Raw genomic sequence first — 24,029 nt, forward strand, 5'->3', positions numbered from 1 at the left:
TTAAGATGGAAGTTATCTTATTAGAAAAAGTGAGAAATTTAGGTAACCTGGGTGATAAAGTAAATGTAAAATCAGGTTATGGTCGTAATTTCTTGATACCACAAAATAAAGCGGTATTTGCAACACCAAAAAATATCGAATTGTTTGAACAGCGCCGAGCTGAGCTAGAGAAAAAAGCACAACAATCATTGGCTGTTGCTGAGCAACGTGCTGCTAAATTGAATGATACCAATTTGGTTATTAGCGCTATGGCGAGTGATGAAGGTAAATTATATGGCTCCGTTGGTGTTAATGAAATCAAAGATGCTTTAACTGAGAAAAGCATTGAGGTGGTCAAGCGTGAAATCGTAATGCCTGAAGGTCCTCTTCATTCAATCGGTAGTTTCGTTGTTGAGATACATGTTCACAGTGATGTTATTGCCAAACTGCATGTTGAAATTGTTCCAGCTAAGTAAGCGTCAATCGTATCGCAACCTGGGTGAAGCGCTAGCATAACCCAGGTTTCTCTAGCAAATAAGCTTAAATATTTAACACAAAGCTATCTTTTGTTGTACATACGCTACATTAAAATTATTCTATAAAGTGCAAGTAAGGCAATTACCGTATTCAGAACAGCCCAAATATAAGAGGCATGTAATCCTTTATGTCCGCTGTAGAAAGCATATATAGCTACAAACGAACTACCTGAAAAAAATATCCATTTATCATTGTAGGCAAACCCCATAGAAAGCAAGGCAATTCCAAAAACCCCCAAAATTAAAAATATTTTATTTTCTTTACCTAGCATTAAATAGAACGTAAGCAGCTGGCAGCACAATAATATAGGTAAGAAAAATTGCGTATAGGGTCCACTACCTAATAAAATTGCTGCATGCCCTGCAATAAGTATTAATTGAAGAGCTATGAAGTAAAGCATTCTAAAGTAAATAGCAGTTACAAGTAATGCAACCCCACCAATAAAATAATAAAGTTGAGAATGAAGTTGAGGAGGCGTAGTTCCAAAAAACTTCAAAAGACCACATACTATTATAAGTGAGCCAAGGCACCCCAATAGGATAAATATTTTTTTAGCCACATATCACCATTTTAAGTAAATCCCTTTTGCTACTGATTCTTGTATAATTGCACCTTGGGGCTTATTAAATGAAATCCAATAATTTCCCATATTACTTAGTGCGAACTTAACTCTTGGGTATTGGCATACGTCTAACACATTACGGCAGTCAACAAGAGTAGTGTTTTCATCAACGCGCTTATAACATTTAAAATTCAAATTTTTGACATCAGAAGCAAATGCGCCCCAACTCATTGGATCTAATGTAGCATGTAACGGAGGACTCATAAATGCTTCTTCAGTATTTACACGCTCCAATTCAACTCTAGAGTCAGAATGATTTTGTATTAAATAATAAGATTGATTTCCTGTCTCATTTAAAATTAGATAATTTTGACTATAGCCAAAACCTGTAACTTCACATCCTCTTGGAAACATACTAGCAGCCTGTGTTGAACTAATTAGTATAGCGGATAACATGATCGATTTATTAATTTGATGGACTAAAGACATAATTACCTCAATAAGTAAACTTTGGGGGTTATTTTAATCATAAAAAATGCAAAGTCTATCCCGCAATAAAAAAATAGAGGCACTATTCCTTATGTGCGGAAATTTTTGCCTTAATCATTGGGTAATAGGTCCTATAAAAACTTAAAAATAAGTACATACCAACATATGACAAAGAGAGGCCAAGGCAAATAATGTTTGTATTAGGGTAAGTAATAAGTAGAAAAATAGAACTAATTGCATAAATGATAGAGCAAACATGCATAAGCACTTTTAATACTTTCGATTCAGTTAAATAGTCTAGTCTTGAAGGGTATACATATTTTACAGGTACAAAAATAAGGATGGAGAGGATAATTAATATAATGGCATTCGTTGTAGCTGAGGTGTTAAATATAAACATATATAAAATGGTAATATTCCAGTAGCATGGAAATCCTTTAAAAAAATGGTCTGGTGTTTTCGCATCAGATTGACAAAATTGATAAGCAGAAGTAATTGAAACCGCGGCAATCAGGAACACCGAGTAGTTAGGCGGAAGCATGTCGGGTCTGACGAGTAAGAAGAAACAAGGGGTTATCACATAATTCAAATAATCAACAATATTATCAAGAAGCGCGCCGTCTATTTTAGGTAAAATTTTCTTAATGTTGAACAACCGGGCAAGACTTCCATCAACAGCATCAATAACAACTGTAATCAGCATAAGCCATAAAGCAAAAATATATTCGTGTTGATACATTTTTACTAATGAAAAGATACCAATACAGGCTGCACTTGCAGTAAAGACATGCACTGACCAGGCCGCTACGTATTGTAATGGATGGAATTGCTGTTTGCTTAAATTCATCAATTATCCTAGTGTTAATAAAAAAATATTGCTTAAAAGCATTCTCTCTTAAATAAATATGGATTTCTAAAAATATTTAATAGTTATATTGATATATTGAGTTAAACTATTGTTCTTTTATAAAAGTTAAAAAACATAAAAATAGTATCAATAATCAAAAGTAGTGTGCAAGGAGAGTTGATAACTTTAGTTAAATATACTTTATTCTGTATGGAGAGATCATGAAAATTCAAACTGTAAATCCTGCGACGGAACAAATACTTCAAAATTATGATTGTCTTAATGTGCAGCAAGCTCATGAACGACTCAACAAAGGGCATGAGGCATTTCTGGCATGGAGAAAAACACCTTTTAGTAAGAGAAACACGTTAATGTTGCAAATGGCGCAACTTTTAAAATCAAAAGCAGACGAATTGGCGCATTTAATGGCATCTGAAATGGGTAAACCTATTACTGCAGGTAAAGCCGAAATTAATAAATGCGCCTGGTTATGTGAACATTATGCAGAACATGCAGAAGAATATCTCGCTCCAAAAATAATCAAGACTGAGATGAAAAAAGCAAAAGTATGCCATCTGCCTCTTGGAATTGTCTTTGCAATCATGCCATGGAATTTTCCATTTTGGCAGGTTTTCCGTTTTGCTGTACCTACTCTAATGGCTGGAAATGTAGCGGTTTTGAAGCATGCGCCTATTTCAACAGGAACAGGGAACAAAATCGAAGAATTATTTTTGGAAGCAGGTTTTCCGGAGCATGTGTTTCAACATTTAATTGTTGATAATGATGGAGCGGCTAAGATTATAGAACATCCAAATGTTATTGCAGTTACCTTGACAGGTAGTGGGCGTGCTGGTAGTGCTGTAGCAAGCCATGCAGGAAAGTTTTTAAAAAAATCTGTGTTAGAACTCGGTGGAAGCGATCCTTATCTTGTTCTTGACGACGCAGATCTTGATCTGGCAGCAGAGTGTATTGTCAATTCAAGACTTAATAATTCAGGTCAAGTCTGTATTGCCGCTAAACGTATCATTGTTTTAAAATCAGCTGAAAAAGAATTGGTACAAAAAATAACGGAGCAAGTGTCCACATTTAAAATGGGTGATCCACTTGATTCGGAAACGAAGCTTGGTCCATTAGCTCGTTCAGATCTGCGTGAAAACTTGCATATTCAAGTAGAAAAATCACTGAAACAAGGTGCTAAATTATTGCTAGGTGGTATAATTCCCGAAGGAAAAGGTTTTTATTATCCGCCAACATTGCTCACTCAGGTAACACCAGGCATGCCTGCTTTTGATGAAGAGTTATTTGGCCCTGTTATTGCGATTATCACAGCCAATAATGAGGAAGAAGGTATTGCTTATGCAAATCAAAGCCAATATGGGCTAGGAGCAGCGGTTTTTACCCGCGATTTGGAAAGGGGAGAGCATATAGCTACTCATGAAATAGAGGCTGGAGCCTGTTTCGTTAATGCTTTTGTGGCTTCTGATCCCAGATTACCATTTGGTGGAATAAAAGAATCCGGCTATGGTCGTGAGCTATCGAAGGAAGGTATATTAGAATTTGTAAATACAAAAACCATAGCGATTAGTGATTCATGATATTAGGGTTTGTTGGCTTTGACTACAGAAGTAGATGCCAACAAGCACTTAGTATAACATATTTTTTTTGAGCCACCCTCATTTAACTAGTATATTTACTGGCTAGGTGAGGGTGGCTGGTTATTTTTTTTAAACAACAATTCTCGCTGTAGAGCTGAGGCAAAATCGACGAGGTAAAACAACAATGTCTTATAAGTTTGAAGAGGGTAAAGATCTATTAATTGAAGCCATTGTAGATAAAATTAGAAGCTCTATGGTTGGTGAGCAAGCTGAGTTTTGCGCCGAATTTGCCAAACAGTTATATGGTACCGTAGCGATGGAGGATCTTAGTACATGGACTATCGATGATCTTTATGGTGCTGTAGTAAATTTTTGGTCTTTAATTAGTGAACGTGCACCACATGAGACGAAAATTAGAATCTATAATCCAGAATATGAACGTCATGGATGGCAAACAACGCATACTGTAATCGAAGTTATTTGTGATGATATGCCGTTTTTAGTTGACTCAATCCGATTGGTAATTCATCGAATGGGGCTATCCTCTCATCTGACCATTCATATGGGCGGTATTCGCGTTAAAAGAGATAAAAATAATCGAGTCTGTGAGATCTTACCTCGCAATCAAATGTTAGATGAAAAAGATGTAATTCATGAAGCGCCAATATTCATCGAAATCGATCGACAAACTGATCCTAAGGTGCTTGAAGAGTTGCATAAAGGATGTGAACGGGCTCTTGAAGATAACCGAGTTGTTTATGAAGACTGGGAAAAAATGCGCGCTGAAGTTCGAGAAGCAATTTCAGAGATTGATAAAGTATCTTCGATACTCGACTTGGATGAAGTGGAAGAGACCAAGGCATTCTTACATTGGATTGAAGACCATCATTTTACTTTTTTAGGGATGAGAGATTATGAGTTGGTAGAAAAAGGTAAAGAAACAGTGTTACAAGCTGTTCCAAATACCGGATTAGGACTTTTGCGTGAAAACGTCACTAAATCAATGACACGTAGTATTTCTGCGATGACACCAGAAGTACGTGAATTTACCTTATCTCCACGTATCTTAGTGACTTCAAAAACAAATACATTAGCAAGTGTTCATCGTGATGCTTATACGGACTACATTGGAATTAAACGATTTAATGCACAAGGAAAGGTGATTGGCGAAAGAAGAATTATCGGGCTTTATACTTCTGCTGCTTATCATACTAACCCCAAGCAAATCCCATTCTTGAGGCGTAAGGTAGCGCTCATTATGGAAAATTCCAAATTAAATCCACGCAGCCATGCAGGTAAGGTTTTGTTAAATATTCTTGAAACTTTGCCACGAGATGATTTGATTCAAGGAACAGAAGAAGAGCTTCTGGAAATTGCAATGGGTATTTTTTACATGCAAGACCGGAAGCGTATTCGTTTGTTTGCACGTGTTGACGTTTATCACCGTTTTGTTTCTTGTTTGGTATATGTCCCAAAAGACAGGGTTAATACGGAATTAAGATTGGCTATGAAGAAAATTCTTGATGAGAGTTTTAACTCTATTGAGACTACTTATTCACAGCAATTTACTGAGTCCGTTTTGGCGCGCGTTCATTTTATTATCAAAATTAATCCGAATTTGCCACTTGAATACGATTTAAAAGAAATTGAAAGAAAACTGATTGAAGCAGGTCGCTCATGGACAGATGATTTACAAACTCATTTATATGAGACTTATGGGGAAGAACAAGCAAATAGCCTCTATGCTCGTTATAAAAATGCATTTCCACTTGCTTATAGTGATGTATTTACTGCAAGGACAGCGGTCTACGACATTAAACATATCGAATTGCTTACACCGGAACAGCCATTAGGTATTAATTTTTATAAACCATTAGATGAATCAGAAAACAGTTTTAGATTAAAAGTGTATCAACATGATACAACCATTCCTTTATCTGATGTTTTGCCAATATTAGAAAAGCTGGGTTTACGTGCGATTAGTGAACGGCCTTATCCATTAAAATTTGAGGGTGGCAATGTCGCATGGATTAATGAATTTGCAATGCAATATAATAAACCAATTGAGTTTGATCTTGATGAAATTAAAGAATTATTCCAGAATGCGTTTGCTAAAGTTTGGTTTGGACAAGCTGAAAATGATGGATTTAATCAGCTCGTTTTAGCGGCAGGTCTTAATTGGCGTGAAGTAGCTGTTTTGCGTACTTATGCTAAGTATTTTAAACAAATTGGTATTACCTTCAGCCAAGACTATATGGAAATGGCGTTAAATAATAATATTGCCATTGCTAAAAAGTTAGTGAGATTATTTGAAATTCGTTGTAATCCTGTTGATGATCCTAACCGAGAAGATCGTTTTACCGATTTATCCATTGAAATATTAGGTGATCTTGATACCGTATCAAATCTTGATGAAGATAAAATAATCAGGCAGTACATTCATGCTATTAGTGCTACATTACGTACTAATTTTTATCAATTAAATAAAGATGGGCATCATAAACCTTATATTTCGCTTAAGTTAAACAGTAAGATTATTCCTGGTGTACCAAAACCGCATCCTATGTTTGAAATTTTTGTTTATTCTCCTCGTTTTGAGGGAGTTCACTTACGTTGCGGCAAGGTGGCTCGCGGTGGTTTGCGCTGGTCTGATCGCAGAGAAGATTTCCGTACAGAAATACTTGGTTTGATGAAAGCACAACAAGTAAAAAATTCAGTAATTGTACCTAGTGGCGCTAAAGGAGGTTTTGTACCTAAGCTGATCCCTGTAAATGGTACACGTGAAGAAATAATGGCTGAAGGAATAGGCTGTTATCAATTATTTATTCGTGGGCTACTCGATATTACCGATAATTACGTTGAAGGTAAGGTTGTCAAACCTGAACATGTTATCTGTTATGATGAAGATGATCCTTATCTTGTAGTTGCTGCCGATAAGGGTACAGCAACTTTTTCCGATCTTGCTAATGCTATTTCATTAGAATATGGTTTTTGGTTAGGCGACGCTTTTGCCTCAGGTGGTTCAATAGGTTATGACCATAAGAAAATGGGAATTACGGCCAAAGGTGCATGGGAGTCTGTAAAACGTCATTTCTATGAATTGGATATAGACATAGAAAATAATGATTTTACTGTTGTTGGTATAGGAGATATGGCAGGAGATGTCTTTGGTAATGGCATGCTGTTGTCAAAACACATCAAGTTAGTTGGTGCTTTTAACCACATTCATATTTTTGTCGATCCAGATCCTGATGCAGAAGCCAGCTATAAAGAACGAGAGCGTTTGTTTCATTTACCTCGTTCAAATTGGACAGATTATGATAAAAAACTTATTTCCAAGGGAGGCGGTGTATTTAATCGTAATGCTAAATCAATTCCAGTCAGTAAAGAAATGCAAGCAGTTTTCGGAATTAAACAGACAGAAATTGAGCCAAATGAGTTAATTAAAGCAATTTTGAAAGCTAAGGTGGACTTACTTTGGAGCGCGGGAATAGGAACTTATGTTAAAGCCAGCACTGAATCCAATGCGAATGTTGGTGACCGAACCAACGATGCTACACGGGTTAATGCAAAACAATTACGTTGTAAAGTTGTGGGTGAGGGCGGTAACTTAGGGTTAACACAACTGGCACGCGTTGAATACGCGATAAATGGTGGAATGGTATATACCGATTTCATTGACAACTCTGGTGGTGTTAATTGCTCTGATAAAGAAGTGAATATTAAGATTCTACTTAATAGCATTGTTGCAGTTGGCGATTTAACCCCAAAACAACGTAATGAACTGTTAGTTGAGATGACTGATGAAGTAAGTGAATTGGTACTTCGTGACAATTTCTTACAAACACGAGCAATTAGCTTAACGGCAGCACAACCTTTACAAGCATTAGATTTGCAAAGTCGTTATATAAGCGAATTGGAGCGTTCAGGGAAAATCGACCGTAATCTAGAGTATTTACCTGATGATAAAGTCATCTTAGAACGTAAATTGATGGGCAAAGGCTTGATGCGTCCTAGTATTGCTGTATTGATGTGTTACAGTAAAACAATTTTGAAGGAACAAATTCTGGCTTCCGGTGTTCCTGAAGAAAGTTATATGACGCAATTCTTAATTAGTTCGTTTCCTAAACCTTTGCAAGAGCGATTTAGCAAACAAATGCAATCTCATCCATTAAGAAGGGAAATTATCGCAACTCGATTAAGTAATATCATAGTAAATGAAATGGGTTTTACTTACGTTTACAGATTGCAGGATGAAACCGGCGCTCCAGTTTCAGCAATTGTAAGAGCTTATATGATTACTCGTTCAGTGCTTAATTTGGAATCTGTTTGGAAACAAATCGAGGAGTTGGGCACCAAGGTTAGCGCTAAAAAACAAATAGAAATGATGATGCTTTATTCCAGATTGTCACGGCGCATTACACGTTGGTTCTTACGTAGTCAACGTCGATCCTTAGATATTTCGGAAGTAGTAAAACTTTATGCGCAAGGGGTTGTTGAATTAAAGATGTGCGCCCCAACTGTCTTAAATGAAGAGCGACGAGCAAAATATGAAGAACATAACCAAGAGCTTATTGATCAAGGTATTCCTCCTGCTTTAGCTCACGAGTTAACTGTAACACGAGGCTTGTTTGCAGCAACAGACATTATAGAAATCGCGCACAAGAAAAATATGAAAGTAGCTCAGGTTGCTGAAATTTATTTTGGAATAGGTGAGTTCCTGGATCTGGCTTGGATAAGAAAACAAATTATTATGCATCCAAGTGAGAATCATTGGGAATCTTTATCTAGAGAAGCTTTGCGAGACGATTTGGATTGGCAGCAACGCGAACTTACTGCCGGACTGATCAACTATGATGGAGATAATCCAGATTTTCAAGCACGTCTTGCTTCTTGGGGAGAGTCTCATCGTGCACTAATTCAGCGTTGGCGCTACATTTTGGCAGATCTAAAGGCAAGTACGGTACTGAACTACACGATGTTTTTTGTTGCAATCAGAGAGTTGTTGGATCTAACTCAAACTACTCTCCAATCCTATGCATTAGAAGAACAAGAAGCATAATATTAATGTGTAGCTGACGAAGAACATGTGTAGCCTGGGTGCAGCGCAGCGGAACCCGGGGTTTCTTGACAACAGATTCCCGGGTTCCGCTGCGCTGCACCCGGGCTACACAATTAGATAGGTTCTGGTAATATAATGGAGGAGACGTCTATCAAATCTACTGACTGATTATGCCCTTCAAGAAACACAGTTCGATTCGCTTCTTTTAATATACTTGCTGCGATTAAATAATGCTCAGGTCCAAGAATAGAGAAGTCAATCAATTCACCGACTTCTGTTCCTTCAGATTGATTTAGTATTTTTTGTCCTGAATAGATTTTTTGCTCTGTTTTAATTTCATAAATTTTCATTTGGTGTTTTAAAGTCGCTTTGTAATGCATTCGAGCAATAATTTCTTGTCCCTTATAGCAACCTTTATTGAAACTAATGTATGGGGTCTGTTGTAAATCAAGTCTATGAGGTAAAAATAGACCTCTAGACTCAGGATAAATCTCTATTTGTCTTTGATACAGTCTTAAAGTGTGCCAGGTTAAAGAGCCAAGAAATTGCTCTCTGTCTATAAAGCGTTGCTTTATCTCATCGGCATCATCAGTTAAGGCGAGAAAAATATAGAACCCATGGCCTAAATGATAAAAGCAAGAACGAGCATTATATGTTTGGGAATAAAGCGCGCTTGGGAAGAACTCGGTGTCAGGAATTATATCTTTTTGATTTTGTAAGTAAAATCCAAAGACATTAAAACCAGTTTTTATTTTGAGTGAAACACGAGAGAGCAAAGCATATTTATTTAATGAATTTATAGATGCTTCTTGTAAATCATTAGGAAGAATTAACTTAATACCTTGCCAATTGATGACATCCATTAAAGCAAGAATCCGTCCTTTAAGATTACACTGAGCGCCTTGGGCCATTTGTATGTCGGATATGGACAGTAAGTCACAAGTTAATTGTCCTTGCAGAAAATCAATGGCTTTATCCCCTACAACATCAATAACACCCAGGTAGGATAAATCAAATAAATAATTGTTTTGTGGTAAAAGTATTAACTCTTTCTCTAAGTCTTTGAAGGTTGTTAATACTCTGCTATTAACAAGATGTGTAAGAATTTTACTCATTATTACTAACCCGAAATAAGCAGTTACTTTCAACAACGAATAACTGTCAAATTGAAATTTTGGAGAGTGTATCTGATTTTTTAAACGCTCCATAGTAGGGGCTGTTTACAATTATACTATTTTGGCTCAATCTAGCGAATTGTAAAAGTCCTTAGTGTTGAAAATATAAGATTTAATGATTTCCGTTTATAAAGCCACTAGTGTATTATTTGCCCGTACCTCATTCGTAAAGAGACATCCCATGCTAGATACCAAAGAAAAAGCAAGATTTGAATGGCACTGCCGCCGTGGTATGTTGGAATTGGATCTAATTTTACACCGTTTTCTTGAACAAAAACTTGAGTGTTTGTCGCCACAAGAACTCGATGCCTTTAACTCATTATTAAGTTGTACTGACCCAGAATTGTTTGCCTGGCTGATGGGGCATGAAGAACCTCAAGATAAAGAGCTTAAAAAAATTGTCACTATTATACGAAATAGCAATTGAACCAGGAAAGTCAAAGACTTATTTGCGTTTCACTTTAGTAGTTTATCTCATTACAGTTGCTTTAATTTTCTATTCATCAGTATATCTTTTTATCAAAGCAATTTTACTCGGCTTTATTGTTGTTTTGCTAAAAAAGGATTGGTCTAAACAAAACCCATGTTCTTCAATTAGGAAAATTCACTTTACAGGCAACGGATGGGTTTTGGAACCAACTCTGGGTAACAAAAAAACTTATGTTCAAGCAACTATCCTGATTCACAATCCTTTTTTTCTGCTCATTGAATTTAAAAGCTACAGTCAAAAAAAGCATCTCGTTTTATTTCTTGATCAGATTACAAACAATCAATTGCGGTTATTATTTCTTAAAACACATCAAAAATAGTATATAATTATACATGTGGTATAAATAAAGATCAGTCATTCATATAATGGAATTATGAGGAAGTGATGAATAAAGAAGCTTCTTATAGTGATGAGGACTTGATTAATTTGGCTAGACAGGGGAGCATGGAAGCTTATAATCTGTTGTTGTCACGGTATAATAATAAAATACAGCAAATTATTCACTTACATATTCAAGATCGAGCGAATGTTAGTGATCTGGCTCAAGAAGTATTAATTAAAGTTTATCGCTATTTACATTATTTTAATGAGAAAAGCCAATTCTCAACCTGGTTGTATCGTATTACACAGAATACAATCAAAAATCATTATCGTTCAGCTCACTTACGTACGGATATGGAAGCTGAATATGCAGATAATTATTATCCGTCGGTTCAATTATCTCCTGAATATTTATTAATGAATATCGAGTTTGGTGAGCAATTGGAAAACATACTTTCTACTTTATCTGAAGAATTACGTCTTTGTTATGGAATGCATATCCTTGATGGTCAATCTTATGAAGACATTGCAAAAAAAATGGATTGCCCCATTGGAACAGTACGATCTCGTATTTTTAGAGCTCGTAAATTGGTCATGGCATCAATAGATCAATTGTAGTCATTTTTTTCCGCTTACAATTATGATATAAAATAATTTTTGATTATTTTATAATCAGTTATCTTTATAAAAATATTTTTACAGAGCTCTTTTATGCCTAATTCTTTAGAAGAACGGTTAGTTAGTTGTCATAATAAGCTTTTACGACTTTATGAAGAAAATGAACCTGAACCAATACTTTTACAACATTTAAACGATGTTGATACGTACTACAATACTTCATTCAATAAATCAATTTATGCTCGTAAAACCATTGTAGAAAGTTATGAATGGTTTGTTGATAATCTGATTAAAGTTAAAAACGGCGGACTTTCTGCAGATAAAGCATTAAAAATGATTCAAGATCAGACCTTTAATCGAAAATTAGGCATTGCTTTTTATAATATAGTCAAAACGCTGGAAACAACTTTCTGGGCAGCAGCAAGCTCCATTTTTTTTCTTTGTGCTACTACGATTACCGCTCCAAACGCATTACTAGGTTTTGGCTTAACAATTATTGCAGCTGCGCTACTGATTAAATCAATCAGTAATTTTTTGCAGTGTATTGATGACTTTAAATCATATACTCGATTAAATGATGAAGATGAGAGAGAGCGATATTTAGTAACTTTTTTTAAACCTCAAAATTCTGCCGCATCGGGTTCAAGAATGGAAATTTTTGATGAACAAATTACTGAAAGCATAACTTTAGCAGTACAGTAAACTGAGAGGGTAAAGTTACATTATCTTTAATCGTCCATTCAATTATGATATAAAACAAGTGATTACTTGCTAATCAATATAACTGCTATTTCTTTTACTAGGGAAGAATTATGTTTAATCCACTTGAAGAGCGTTTGAAAGAATGTGATAAAAAAATTGATGCATTGTTTCTAGGATTGGCATTAAATGCACAAATTAGAAAAGATTTAGATGCTCTTAAAGCGTACTACAACAAATTGTATATTGATGCAACTTTTAAAGAAGATGAGGAAGAATACGTACAAGCTTATGAACTTTTTGTTCAAGGTCTTGAAGAGATAAAAAATGGAGAGACAACAGCTGATGAAGTACTGAAGACTATGGAAGATATAAAGTCTCTCAGAAAAACTGGTGTTGTTCTTGAGAACATTTTGAATGCACTAGAGTTATTATTCTGGGCTGGGACAGCGTGTGCATTTTTCTCATATACTGTTTTAATGGCAGCACCACTAGCGACCGTTAATCCTTTCTTTGCTCTTGCCGTCCTATCAACTTCTGCTTTGGGAGCGATATTCTCAGTGGTTAACTTCCTCAATTGCATTGATGAATTTAAATCGAGTTCTCCTGTTGAGGAGGAATTTAATCGTGAAAAAAGTTTAATCACGTTTTTTAAAGCAGTTGTACAGTCTTCAGAAACACCTTCTAAAGTATCTGACGAAAAGACCTATCAACCTGAGAGGCCCTATTCTTACACAGAGGGCATGACCTATTAATTAGAATAAAGTAGTCGCGAACGCAGGCAAAGCCCTTATCCGGGACTACCATGGTTTCCAGCTTATCGCTGTAAGCTCACGAACGATTAATTTTTTGATTTTCTCTTCATAAACGCAACAAATAAGCTGCGATTCAAAAAACATATGATAAAATAACTTCATTCGCCGAACCAATAATAAGAACTTTATGCTGGAAAGTGACCGCTTAATCAGTACTCAAAGTATTGCCTCAGAAGAGGCGATTGATCGTGCTATCAGACCTTTGAGTCTTAGTGAATATATAGGGCAGGATGCTGTGAGATCACAGATGCAGATTTTTATTGATGCAGCGAAAAAGAGAAAAGATGCTCTGGATCATGTCTTAATATTTGGTCCTCCTGGCCTTGGTAAAACAACTTTAGCAAATATTATTGCTCATGAAATGGGTGTTAATTTGCGACAAACTTCTGGGCCTGTCATTGAGCGTGCAGGGGATATCGCAGCAATACTCACTAATTTGCAGGCAAATGATGTTCTATTCATCGATGAAATTCATAGACTTAGCCCTGTCATTGAGGAAATACTCTATCCAGCGATGGAAGATTATAAACTGGATATTATGATTGGTGAGGGACCTGCCGCACGTTCTATCAAATTGGAATTACCACCGTTCACTCTAATTGGCGCAACAACACGAGCAGGCTTACTTACTTCTCCGCTTAGAGATAGGTTTGGCATTGTACAACGCCTTGAATATTATACTGTAGATTCATTAACACAAATTGTGGCGCGTTCTGCGCAATTACTTCATGTAAAAACAAAACCTGAAGGAGCGAGAGAAATCGCTTTGCGTTCAAGAGGGACACCTCGTATTGCGAATCGTTTACTCCGTCGCGTTAGGGATTATGCAGAAGTTAAGGGGAGCGGTGTCATTAGTGTTGATATGGCACAAAAAGCCTTGGAAATGTTGGATGTGGATAAACATGGTTTTGATCTCATGGATAGAAAATTACTGCTCGCAGTAATTGAGCAATTTAATGGGGGGCCTGTAGGTGTTGATAGTATTGCTGCAGCAATCGGCGAAGAAAAAGGCACAATTGAAGATGTTTTAGAGCCATTTTTAATACAACAAGGATTCCTTATGCGCACTCCAAGAGGTAGAATAGCCACACCAAGGGCTTATCAGCATTTTGGTTTAAACACAGTAGAGCAGGACTAATTTCATGGATGCCACAACCACGTATCAACATTCCTTTCGAGTGTATGCTGAAGACGTAGATTACATGGGGATTGTATATCATGCGAATTATCTTCGTTATTTTGAGCGAGCTCGGACAGAAATGCTAAGACAAAATAATTTGATCCTCTCTGATTTGATGAAACAAGATACACTTTTTGCGATATATGATATACATATTCGTTATAAAGCACCTGCTCGGTTGGATGATTTAATAACAGTTAATACTCAAGTACAGCAATTAGGAGCTTGTAGTTTTTTATTTGAACAGGGCATGCAAAATCAACAAGGAAAAATAATTTGTGACGCTAAAATTCAAGTGGTTTGTGTGGATAGTAATTTGAAACCCAAACGATTTCCACATTGAATAAAAAAATTGTCGTGGCCCAGGTAATAGTAGCCTGGGTGCAGCGAAGCGGAACCCGGGAAAATAAAAGCAGAGTCCTGGGTTACGGCTTATGCCTTCACCCAGGCTACAAAGTATGACTACGACACATAGATAAGATTCTTGGTACTGGAGATAATATAGATGAGTAATCAAGCAAATGTATTAATGTACTTTATGCAAGCAGGTTTGGTTGTTAAATCAGTCATGATTTTACTCGCTGCTGCATCCATCACGTCATGGACATTAATATTTCAGCGAGCATGGTTTTTTAACCGAAAAAAACAGCTTACAGAGGCTTTTACCCGAAGATTCTGGGACAGTGGTGATTTAAGCAGACTATATGCTGATATTGATAGTAATTTAGATGAACGACATGGCATGGCAGCTATTTTTCATGCTGGTTTTAAAGAATTTGTTCGGGCTAGAAAGCAAGGCAATGTCATTATTGAACCAATACAACGGGTGATGCAAATTACCCATGTCAAAGAAGCTGAAAAACTAGAAAAGCATTTACCCTTTTTTGCTTCTGTGGGTTCTATTGCACCTTATGTAGGACTATTTGGTACTGTTTGGGGTATAATGACTTCTTTTCAGGCTTTAGGTCATGCCCAACAGGCTACTATTGCTATGGTTGCTCCAGGAATTTCTGAAGCGCTAGTGGCTACGGCTTTGGGTTTATTTACTGCAATACCTGCGGTTATTGCGTACAACCGATATACAACACGTGCTAATGATTTATTAAATCGATTTGATTTATTTCAGGAAGAATTAATATCGCTTATAGAACAACAAAACAGTGATACTGTAAGAGGGTAAAATTTGAAATGATCAGAGCAAAAACCAAACGCGAACGCCCCATATCAGAAATTAATGTTGTGCCTTATATCGATGTGATGTTGGTTTTACTTGTTATTTTTATGATCACAGCACCTATGCTGAGTCAGGGAGTAACTGTGGACCTGCCAAAAGCTGCAAGTCAAACTTTGGCCCCTACCGATAGAGAACCGATTATTGTTTCGGTAAATCAGCAAGGTACTTATTTCCTTAATATCAGCAGCACACCTGCAGAACCAATAGAGTCCCAAGCTTTAGTTGTTCGCGTTGCTGCAGAATTGGAATTAGCAAAGCAATCAAATCAAAAGCTTAATGTATTGGTTAAAGGAGACCAAGGTGTTGCATACGGAAAAGTCGTTCAAGCAATGGCATTACTCAAGCAAGCCGGTGCGGAACAAGTAGGATTATTAACCGATTCAGGGGCGGAAAAAACAGAGGGGCAAGCATGATAAGCAATCCTAGTTATCGTAAAGCTTTTTTTGCTGCGCTTGGATTACATCTTTTTTTAATCGTGATGTTGTTAACTGACAACTCAAGTCAACGGCCTGTTTTAACAGCCGAAACTAAAAATACTCCAGGAGTAGACCAGCCCATTGCCGTGACGCCACAAACTGAAGTAGTAAAGGCTGTCAGTGTTGATAATAGGCAGGTAATGGAAACGGTTAACCGTTTAAAACAAGAACGTGAGCAACAAAAACGAGCCGAAGTCAATCGACAAAATGAGCTTAAACGACAGGCAGAAGCAGCAAGACAGCAAAGAATAAAGGAACAGCAACAAATTGCGCGACTTAAAGAAGAAGCCAATAAAATAGCTATTGCACATAAGAAGCAAGCAGAAGAAGAAAAGAAACGCTTAAAGAAGCTTGCTGAGCAAAAAGCATTGGAAGCGAAGCGTGTTGAGGAATTAAAAAAACAAAAAGAAGAATTAGTAAAACAGCAGCAATTGGAAGCTAAAAAGCTCGACGAACTGAATAAGAAAAAAGTGGCAGAGAAAGCCCAAGCTGACAAAGAAAAGGCAGAAAAGAAAGCTGAGCTGGCAAAAAAAGCTGAAATGGAAAGAAAAAAACAAGCAGCGGCTGATGCTGCTGCAAAACAAGCACAAGCAGCTCAAAATGCTGAAAGACAAGCGCGTATCGCTGGTGAAGTTGACAAATATAAGGCACTTATTGTAAATGCCATAGGAAGAAATTGGATATTGCCTGAAAATGTTGACAGCAGCTTATCGAGCCAGTTCAGAATACGTCTTGCTCCTGATGGAATGGTATTGGAGGTTACTTTAACCCGCAGCAGTGGCGATCCATTACTTGACCGATCAGCGCAAACAGCGATTCGTAAGGCTTCGCCGCTACCTGTACCTGCGGATGCAGAAACATTTAACCTGTTTCGCGATATAAGTTTAACCGTTCGACCAGAACAAGTGAGGGGGTAAAACTCGTGATTAACCGAATTATTACACTATTTTTATTACTTTTGACGCAGCAAACTTTTGCTCTTGATTTGGAGTTAACTCAAGGGATTAACTCAGCATTACCGATTGCAATTAATTCTTTTGGTTCAGATAGAACTGCTCAGGAAATCGGGCAAGTAATCGAAAATGACCTAAATATATCAGGGCAGTTTCGAATTGTTTCTGGCCCACAAGGAGCAAACTCGCAATCGTCAGTCGGTACGTTAAAACAATTGGGTGCAGACAGTGTTGTAACAGGTCGCGTAAGTCAGGTTGGGAATCATTATGAAGTGAGCTTTACCCTAGTTGATGCTGTAGCTAATGGGGCAACGTTATTGACAAAAACGTATCAGATTAGTGCGAACCAATTGAGACCGCTAGCACATCATATTAGTGATGAAGTATACCAAAAATTAACCGGGGAGAGGGGAATATTCTCTACCCGTATTGCGTATATTTCTGTTCAAAGAACTGCAAGCAGTACTCGTTACTCATTGGAAGTTGCTGATGCTGACGGACATAATCCTCAAAGTTTGTTAGTCTCATCAGAGCCTATTATGTCCCCAGCTTGGGCACCTGATGGCAAAAGTATTTCTTATGTTTCCTTTGAGAAGAAAAGAGCACAAATATTTACTGTTTCAGTTGAGACAGGCCAAAGACGTTTAATTACCAGCTTCCCAGGAATTAACGGTGCTCCTGCATGGTCGCCTGATGGAAGAGAACTCGCTGTAGTATTATCTAAAAGTGGAACACCTAAAATATATAACATCGACATCAGCACAGGTACTATGAAGCAATTAACCTTTGGTGATGCTATTGATACCGAGCCACGTTATGCTCCGGACGGTAAAAGCTTATTATTTACCTCGGGTAGAGGCGGCTCACCGCAAATATATCGTTTGTCTTTAGCTAATGGTCAAGTGACTCGTTTGACTTTCGAAGGCAACTATAATGCGCGTGCCTCTTATACTCCAGACATGAAAAATATTGTTATGTTGCATCGAGATGACAAGCAATTTAACATAGGATTACAGGGTGCAAACGGCGGACCGGTTGTCAGCCTAACGTTCTCTGGTCGTGATGAATCTCCGTCTGTTGCGCCGAATGGTCGTTTAATTCTTTATGCGACCCACAATCAGGATAAAGGTGTATTAGGTATCGTTTCTCTTGACGGTAGAATAAGAATGAGACTGCCCGCACGTGAAGGAGATGTACAAGAACCTGCGTGGTCTCCCTATTTAGGTTAATTATGACACGGATTATTTATGCACTTATTTTTTGCTTGGGCACTTTAAACAGCTATGCTTGGAATGCGGCAGGCCACAGGATAGTGGCACAAATTGCCTATGATAATTTATCACCCAAAGCCAAGGAAATGTGTCATAAATATCTCCGTTCGCGCACGGATAACACGCTTAATTCAAGTTTTGTAAGTGCTTCAACTTGGATGGATGATATCAGATGGAGAGAAGTATATTGGTATGATGTAATGCATTATATCGATATTCCTTTTTCCAGTGACGGAACCCCAGTTCCTCCTGTTGAAAGCACCAATGCCATAAAGACAATTAAACAGGCGGCTTCTGTTCTATCTTCTAAAAAGACTACCCCATCGGACAAGAAGCTTGCATTACGCATGTTAATTCATATAACCGGTGATATTCATCAACCTTTACATGCTACAACTAGAGTCAGTGCCCAGCATCCTAAGGGAGATTTAGGTGGTAATTTATTCCTACTCGGAGTGAATCCAGTAGGCAAAAATTTGCATCAATATTGGGATAATGGGGCAGGTTTTTTTCTTGGAACGTATGATGAGGCGCGAGTGAAAAATACAGCCCATCAATTGGAAGAAAAATTACCCTGTACGTTTATTGATAAACAAACAAGACCTGCTAAATGGGCAAAAATGTCTTATAAGTTGGCTTTAAAGAATGTTTATCAAATGAACCCTAATGAAACTCCTAGTACTAAATATCAAGAAAATGCCCAGCAATTAGCGCAAAAGCAAGTTACGTATGCAGGATGCAGGCTTGCTGCATTACTTAATAAAATTGCCCAGACATAGCATCAAATAGCAGATTTTTTATAATGAATGTAGCACGTATTTTAAAAAAGAGTATTTATTATATTGTTAGTATCACCCTGATCTTTTTACCTTCGTTTTGTGCGGCCTCATCCAACAACTCAGAACACTATTTAGTACGATTACAGCAAGAGTTGAACAAAATTGAACCGACTTTGAAAGACAGTATTATTACTATTTCAAGTAGATACGGCATTTTTTCATATTCAGGCCGGAATATAACGGATCAATCCCAATTTTATATTGGATCACTTACAAAACATATGACTGCTTATATGTTGCTTAGTTCATTGAGAAGAAAATATGCTCATCTCGATTTAACGCAACTGTTAGAGCAAAAAATTATCTTACTATTCCCGAATTCTACATTTTTAAAAAATGTTAATAGGACTTGGATATCTGAAATTACCTTATTGGATTTATTAACTCATCGGTCCGGTCTTTCTGATTATATTGATTATTATCAAAGTGAACTGATGCAGCCCCAAGCTTTGAATAATCCAATTAACCCTGTAGAAATCATGCAGTCGGTACATTTTAATCCTGAGAAAACCTATCATTATTCCAACACAAATTACTTTTTACTGGCAAAGTTACTTGAAGAATTAGAACAATCATCTTTCGAGGATATTTTCAATAAACTAATTAAAGAACCTGGTGATATGACCTTTTCGGCAGCTCCAGTTAAGGATAATTACTTTGTTTTAAAAGAAGATTTTCGATTTCCTAAATTAGTTAAAAATTTGAATAGAGAAATTTTCATAGACATGAGTAATGCTGTTGGAACTGGAAATATCATTTCATCCAGCGCCGATTTAATTAGATGGACTAATTATTTTTATACCAAGGCAGAGCATGAACTTCGATCAATAATGCTTAAAAATTATTTCGAGGATGAGGATGGAAATTGGGAACATCTTGGTTTGTCGACGGAGTTAACTTCTTTAGGCCCATTAATTGCATTTCAAGGAGGGCAAGACAGCTATCACAGTTTTCTTGGATACTTGCCTCATCATCGAATAACAATAGTAATATTAAGTAATAACGAGGACGATTTTGATAAATTAATGAAGATCTTAGATGATTTTTTTATTTATTAAATTTGACGAATAAAGCAATGTATAAATATTGTGCTATATTTTAGAGGCAATTCTTAAAAATAGGATTTTTCTATCCTCAATATAAAAGGAATTATTAAAATGAACAAATTATTTGCAAAGATTGGTATATTTAGTTTATTAATGAGCGTGTCGTTATTTGGTTGGACAGGACCATGCAAAGCTATTGCGATCTCTTGTATGCAAAATGGTTACTTCAAAGGAGGGCAAGGGGCAGGTAAAGAATTAGTCAAAGACTGTGTTTTACCTGTTGCAATGGGGAAAAAACAATTACCCAACACCAATTTTAGTCCAGAGCAATTGCAACGATGCAAAATGAAAATAGCTGAAAAAGTAAAAAGTAAAATACAACAAAAAATGCAACAATAATACGTTTTTAATTGTAGCCTGGGTGCAGCGCAGCGGAACCCGGGATCAAAGCGCAAATCTTGGTTTGACCCCGGGTTCCGCTGCGCTGCACCCAGACTACATTATTTAAGAGAAAGGAGTTTTACTATTCCTTCTGCAAGGATTCCATCACCGCCCCTAAGAAACGAGTTGCTTCGCCTCCAGTGACTGCTCGGTGATCAAAACTTAGTGATAATGGAAGTATATTATGTGATTCTATGGTTCCTTCAGTGTTAACGACAGCACCCTGATAGAGTCTACCTACAGCTAAGATGGCAACCATCGGTGGAACAATAATGGGACTTGCAAAACGACCAGCAAATTTTCCAAAATTGGAAAGAGTTATCGTAGCACCTTTCAATTTATCGGCAGTAATCTCTCGATTGCTCACGGACTTTTTAAAGTCGTTGATCATTTTTCGCAGATCGGCATCGGAAAGTTTTCCTGCATCATGAATCACAGGCACAAACAATCCTTCTTCATTATCCATGGCTAATCCAAGATGTACCTGCTCAAAACATTGGCGTGCGCTATGTTTTGTATCGAACCATGCATTTAATGCGGGCTCTTTTTTAGCAGCATAGATCATGGCTCGGATTAAACGAACCGTAATATCAGTACCTGGTTTCCATGCATTAAGATCTGCCTCATCAAAAATACTTACAGGAACTACTTCCGTGTGAGATTGCACCATACTATTGAGCATAGCGCGTCTTACTCCGCGTAGCGGTTCAAAACCAGCAGGAACTTCGGAGTTTTTATCTGCTTGTGCCTGAACATCATCACGAGTGATGACACCAAATTCTCCAGTTCCTTTAAGTGTGGCTAAATCAATACCCAGTTTTTTTGCAAGCATTTTAACCGCAGGAGTCGCTTTGATTCGATTTTTAGCAGCGTGTTGAGCACCAATAGTAAAATTATCTTCGGAAACTTCACTACTTTCTTCTAAGTTACCAACTACAGTTCCTTTATCTGCAGGTTTGGCACTGGTGGATTCAAAAGCTACCAAAGGTTCTCCTGTTTTAATTACATCGCCAGGTTTTCCATATAATTTGCTAATCGTTCCAGACTGAGGACATGGTACATCCACTACTGCTTTTGCAGTTTCCATTGAAACCAAGGGTTGATCGGCCACAACCGTATCGCCTTCTTTGACAAACCATTCATGTATCTCAGCATCTGGTAGGCCTTCACCCAAATCAGGTAGATTGAAAATATTCATTATTACTCCATTATGCTCATAACGCTGTTTTTAATACGTGTAACACTAGGTATGTATTGTTTTTCCAGTTGGAAATAAGGCATTACAGTATCATATCCGGTTACCCGTTGGACTGGAGCCATTAAATCAGCCATGGAATTTTCCATAATCTGTGCTGAAATTTCGGCGCCGACCCCACAAGTTTTTGCTCCCTCATGAACGATAACACATCGTCCTGTTTTTTCTACTGAGGCTAAAATTGTTTCAATATCCAATGGCTTGATGGTTGCAACATCAATTACTTCACAAGAAATTCCTTCATTACCCAATTGCTTCGCTGCTTGTTGGGTTTCATGGATGCTGGCACCCCAGCTTATTAATGTGACGTCATCACCTTGTTGCAAAGTAAAACATTTACCAATAGGAAGCGCTTCTCCATTATCTTCTACAGGTTGCTTGACCAAACGATAAATTCGTTTGGGCTCAAGAAAAATGACTGGATCGGGATTTCGCATAGCCGCTAAGAGCAAGCCATATGCTCTCTTTGGTGAAGAGGGAATGACAACTTGTAACCCAGGAATATGAGCAAATAATGCCTCAGTACTTTCTGAATGATGCTCAGGGGCGCGGATACCTCCACCAAAAGGAGCTCGAAAAACGAGAGGACAATGTAATCGACCCCGTGTTCTATTACGCATACGCGCAGCATGCGAAATAATTTGGTTCATGGCAGGATAAATAAATCCCATAAATTGAAATTCAGCGACAGGCTTTAGTCCTTGTATGGACATACCAATCGCCAGTCCAGCAATCATGGATTCTGCAAGAGGAGTATCAAATACTCTTTTTTCACCAAAGCGTTCTTGTAATCCAACTGTGGCTCGGAACACCCCTCCGTTTTTACCAACATCTTCTCCGAAAACGACAACATTTTCATCATGAGCTAACTCATAAGCCAAGGCCTGAGTTACTGCCTCAATCAAAGTAATATCAGGCATGAGTTGCTTCCTCCATAGCTATTGCACGTTGTTCCACTAAATACTCAGGTAATTCAGCATAATGATAATCAAAAATACTACTGATAGGCTGTGTTTTCATACTCAGATATTCATTCACTGCTTTTTCTACTTCTCCAGCACAATGGATTACTAAATTTTCTTCATCTTGAGCATTCCAGATTTTTTGCTCCATAAGAAATTCTTTAAATCGTGATATTGGTTCCTTTGGCTTGGCCTTTTCAACCTCTTCACCAGGTTGATAGCGGGTAGCGTCATCCGCCGTAGTATGATCGCATAAGCGGTAAGATAAGGCTTCAATTAGAGTAGGGCCTTCACCTCGTCGTGCTTTTTCAATCGCATCGCCTATAACTTGTCTTGTCGCCAATATATCATTGCCGTCGATTTGTATGCCTTCAAAACCTGCCGCTATAGCTTTTTGTGCAATTGTTTTTGAGCCCGTCTGCTGGTCTCTGGGGACAGAAATAGCCCATTGATTATTGTTTACCACAAAAACAACAGGTAAATTCCAAGTGCCTGCAACATTCATCGCTTCATAGAAATCGCCTTCAGAAGTTCCACCTTCACCAAGACAGACTACAGCAACGCGTGGTTGATTTCGGTATTGGAAAGCGAATGCAACGCCCGTTGCATGCAAACATTGAGAGGCAATGGGAACACATATTGGTAAGTCTTCTGCATTAGAAGAAAACTGACTACCGCGTTCATCGCCACCCCAAAATGCTAAAATTTCAGACATTTTCACTCCGCGCTGAAATTGGGCAGCATAATCACGGTAATAAGGAATCAGCACATCCTCTGGACGCATTGCATGACCAATAGCCGTTGAAATTGCTTCCTGTCCGTTAATAGGAGCATAAGTTCCCATTTTGCCTGTTCTTTGCAAGGCAATGGCTTTTTTATCAAAGGTACGTGTAAGAACCATGATTTTATAAAGTTCTTTTAACGTAGAATGATCATGGGCAAAAGCGGGCAATTGACCGACTAATTTTCCATTCTCATTTAAAAATTGGGTATATGTAACATCAAATTGAGCAACTGTTGCCATACGAGGCTCCTTGTCAATAAAGCGTTTGCATAGCATACTCACAAATTAATTCAAAAACCAGAGAATTCGTGTTAGATGTAGCCTGGGTGCAGTGCAGCGGAACCTGGGAATTACTAAATATTGGTTCCGCTGCACTGCACCCAGGCTACATAAATTTAT

Annotated in this window: 24 protein-coding genes; 17 read left to right on the top strand and 7 right to left on the bottom strand. The window is 37.6% G+C overall.

The genetic code is table 11. The features are described 5' to 3' along the window. Window positions 1-5 precede the first annotated feature (5 nt). The gene (gene rplI / locus Lstg_RS01780) at window positions 6-455 is read left to right on the top strand and encodes a 50S ribosomal protein L9 (RefSeq protein ID WP_058475939.1); all 450 of its coding nucleotides are present in this window, start codon (window positions 6-8) and stop codon (window positions 453-455) included. Between the two features lie 104 nt (window positions 456-559). On the opposite strand, the gene Lstg_RS01785 is transcribed toward rplI, so the two are convergent. From Lstg_RS01785 to pcsA, 3 genes are all read right to left on the bottom strand, one after another. Then, window positions 560-1,075: a hypothetical protein gene (locus tag Lstg_RS01785; protein WP_058475940.1), complete on the bottom strand. Its 516-nt coding sequence runs from the start codon at window positions 1,073-1,075 to the stop codon at window positions 560-562. Window positions 1,076-1,078: 3 nt separating this feature from the next. Beyond that, complete coding sequence (locus Lstg_RS01790) at window positions 1,079-1,567, bottom strand: hypothetical protein (RefSeq protein ID WP_058475941.1); 489 nt, start codon at window positions 1,565-1,567, stop codon at window positions 1,079-1,081. A gap of 82 nt (window positions 1,568-1,649) precedes the next feature. Next, the gene (gene pcsA, locus Lstg_RS01795; RefSeq protein WP_058475942.1) at window positions 1,650-2,414 is read right to left on the bottom strand and encodes a phosphatidylcholine synthase; all 765 of its coding nucleotides are present in this window, start codon (window positions 2,412-2,414) and stop codon (window positions 1,650-1,652) included. Window positions 2,415-2,635: 221 nt separating this feature from the next. Here pcsA and Lstg_RS01800 point away from each other — a divergent pair, with 221 nt between their 5' ends. Beyond that, complete coding sequence (locus tag Lstg_RS01800) at window positions 2,636-4,009, top strand: NAD-dependent succinate-semialdehyde dehydrogenase (RefSeq protein ID WP_058475943.1); 1,374 nt, start codon at window positions 2,636-2,638, stop codon at window positions 4,007-4,009. Window positions 4,010-4,193: 184 nt separating this feature from the next. Beyond that, the gene (locus Lstg_RS01805; protein ID WP_058475944.1) at window positions 4,194-9,071 is read left to right on the top strand and encodes an NAD-glutamate dehydrogenase; all 4,878 of its coding nucleotides are present in this window, start codon (window positions 4,194-4,196) and stop codon (window positions 9,069-9,071) included. Window positions 9,072-9,184: 113 nt separating this feature from the next. Here the strand turns inward: Lstg_RS01805 and ygfZ are convergent, their stop codons facing one another. Continuing rightward, complete coding sequence (ygfZ, locus tag Lstg_RS01810; protein WP_058475982.1) at window positions 9,185-10,186, bottom strand: CAF17-like 4Fe-4S cluster assembly/insertion protein YgfZ; 1,002 nt, start codon at window positions 10,184-10,186, stop codon at window positions 9,185-9,187. Between the two features lie 241 nt (window positions 10,187-10,427). Between ygfZ and Lstg_RS01815 the strand changes: the two genes are divergently transcribed. The 14 genes from Lstg_RS01815 (at window position 10,428) to Lstg_RS01880 (ending at window position 20,587) form a co-directional block, all read left to right on the top strand. Beyond that, window positions 10,428-10,673, top strand: coding sequence for an FAD assembly factor SdhE (locus Lstg_RS01815; RefSeq protein WP_058475945.1), 246 nt, complete (start codon window positions 10,428-10,430; stop codon window positions 10,671-10,673). Next, window positions 10,645-11,055, top strand: a complete 411-nt coding sequence (locus tag Lstg_RS01820) for a hypothetical protein (RefSeq protein ID WP_058475946.1) — start codon at window positions 10,645-10,647, stop codon at window positions 11,053-11,055. The genes Lstg_RS01815 and Lstg_RS01820 overlap by 29 nt, the downstream gene beginning before the upstream one ends. Window positions 11,056-11,120: 65 nt before the next feature. Then, window positions 11,121-11,675 (top strand): sigma-70 family RNA polymerase sigma factor, encoded by a 555-nt coding sequence (locus tag Lstg_RS01825; RefSeq protein ID WP_058475947.1) that lies wholly within the window; start codon window positions 11,121-11,123, stop codon window positions 11,673-11,675. A 93-nt stretch (window positions 11,676-11,768) separates the two neighbouring features. Next, window positions 11,769-12,377 carry a DUF5638 domain-containing protein gene (locus Lstg_RS01830; protein WP_058475948.1) on the top strand — a complete coding sequence of 203 codons (609 nt, stop codon included), beginning with the start codon at window positions 11,769-11,771 and terminating at the stop codon, window positions 12,375-12,377. 110 nt (window positions 12,378-12,487) lie between these two features. Then, window positions 12,488-13,129 carry a DUF5638 domain-containing protein gene (locus Lstg_RS01835; RefSeq protein ID WP_058475949.1) on the top strand — a complete coding sequence of 214 codons (642 nt, stop codon included), beginning with the start codon at window positions 12,488-12,490 and terminating at the stop codon, window positions 13,127-13,129. A gap of 187 nt (window positions 13,130-13,316) precedes the next feature. Beyond that, window positions 13,317-14,327: a Holliday junction branch migration DNA helicase RuvB gene (ruvB, locus tag Lstg_RS01840; protein WP_058475950.1), complete on the top strand. Its 1,011-nt coding sequence runs from the start codon at window positions 13,317-13,319 to the stop codon at window positions 14,325-14,327. 4 nt (window positions 14,328-14,331) lie between these two features. Beyond that, a complete protein-coding gene (locus Lstg_RS01845; protein ID WP_058475951.1) occupies window positions 14,332-14,712 on the top strand; it encodes a YbgC/FadM family acyl-CoA thioesterase in 381 nt (126 codons plus the stop codon). 162 nt (window positions 14,713-14,874) lie between these two features. After that, window positions 14,875-15,549, top strand: a complete 675-nt coding sequence (gene tolQ / locus Lstg_RS01850; protein ID WP_058475952.1) for a protein TolQ — start codon at window positions 14,875-14,877, stop codon at window positions 15,547-15,549. Window positions 15,550-15,557: 8 nt separating this feature from the next. Beyond that, on the top strand, window positions 15,558-16,016 hold the full coding sequence (gene tolR, locus Lstg_RS01855; RefSeq protein WP_058475953.1) for a protein TolR: 459 nt from the start codon (window positions 15,558-15,560) through the stop codon (window positions 16,014-16,016). Further along, window positions 16,013-16,996, top strand: coding sequence for a cell envelope integrity protein TolA (gene tolA / locus Lstg_RS01860; protein WP_058475954.1), 984 nt, complete (start codon window positions 16,013-16,015; stop codon window positions 16,994-16,996). Before tolR ends, tolA begins: the two co-directional genes overlap by 4 nt. Before the next feature lie 5 nt (window positions 16,997-17,001). Beyond that, window positions 17,002-18,261, top strand: coding sequence for a Tol-Pal system beta propeller repeat protein TolB (tolB, locus tag Lstg_RS01865; protein WP_058475955.1), 1,260 nt, complete (start codon window positions 17,002-17,004; stop codon window positions 18,259-18,261). Window positions 18,262-18,263: 2 nt separating this feature from the next. Continuing rightward, complete coding sequence (locus tag Lstg_RS01870) at window positions 18,264-19,082, top strand: S1/P1 nuclease (RefSeq protein ID WP_058475956.1); 819 nt, start codon at window positions 18,264-18,266, stop codon at window positions 19,080-19,082. A gap of 23 nt (window positions 19,083-19,105) precedes the next feature. Further along, window positions 19,106-20,200 carry a serine hydrolase domain-containing protein gene (locus Lstg_RS01875; RefSeq protein ID WP_058475957.1) on the top strand — a complete coding sequence of 365 codons (1,095 nt, stop codon included), beginning with the start codon at window positions 19,106-19,108 and terminating at the stop codon, window positions 20,198-20,200. Between the two features lie 99 nt (window positions 20,201-20,299). Beyond that, window positions 20,300-20,587 carry a hypothetical protein gene (locus tag Lstg_RS01880; protein WP_058475958.1) on the top strand — a complete coding sequence of 96 codons (288 nt, stop codon included), beginning with the start codon at window positions 20,300-20,302 and terminating at the stop codon, window positions 20,585-20,587. A 124-nt stretch (window positions 20,588-20,711) separates the two neighbouring features. Here Lstg_RS01880 and Lstg_RS01885 read toward each other — a convergent pair whose 3' ends face one another. The 3 genes from Lstg_RS01885 to pdhA are packed head-to-tail and all read right to left on the bottom strand — an operon-like array spanning window position 20,712 to window position 23,870. Next, window positions 20,712-21,827: a dihydrolipoamide acetyltransferase family protein gene (locus Lstg_RS01885; protein ID WP_058475959.1), complete on the bottom strand. Its 1,116-nt coding sequence runs from the start codon at window positions 21,825-21,827 to the stop codon at window positions 20,712-20,714. A gap of 2 nt (window positions 21,828-21,829) precedes the next feature. Further along, window positions 21,830-22,804 carry an alpha-ketoacid dehydrogenase subunit beta gene (locus Lstg_RS01890; protein ID WP_058475960.1) on the bottom strand — a complete coding sequence of 325 codons (975 nt, stop codon included), beginning with the start codon at window positions 22,802-22,804 and terminating at the stop codon, window positions 21,830-21,832. Continuing rightward, the gene (gene pdhA / locus Lstg_RS01895) at window positions 22,797-23,870 is read right to left on the bottom strand and encodes a pyruvate dehydrogenase (acetyl-transferring) E1 component subunit alpha (protein WP_058475961.1); all 1,074 of its coding nucleotides are present in this window, start codon (window positions 23,868-23,870) and stop codon (window positions 22,797-22,799) included. Before pdhA ends, Lstg_RS01890 begins: the two co-directional genes overlap by 8 nt. Window positions 23,871-24,029: the final 159 nt, after the last annotated feature.

This window comes from Legionella steigerwaltii, assembly GCF_001468065.1.
In the GTDB taxonomy this organism is placed as follows: Bacteria; Pseudomonadota; Gammaproteobacteria; order Legionellales; family Legionellaceae; genus Legionella; species Legionella steigerwaltii.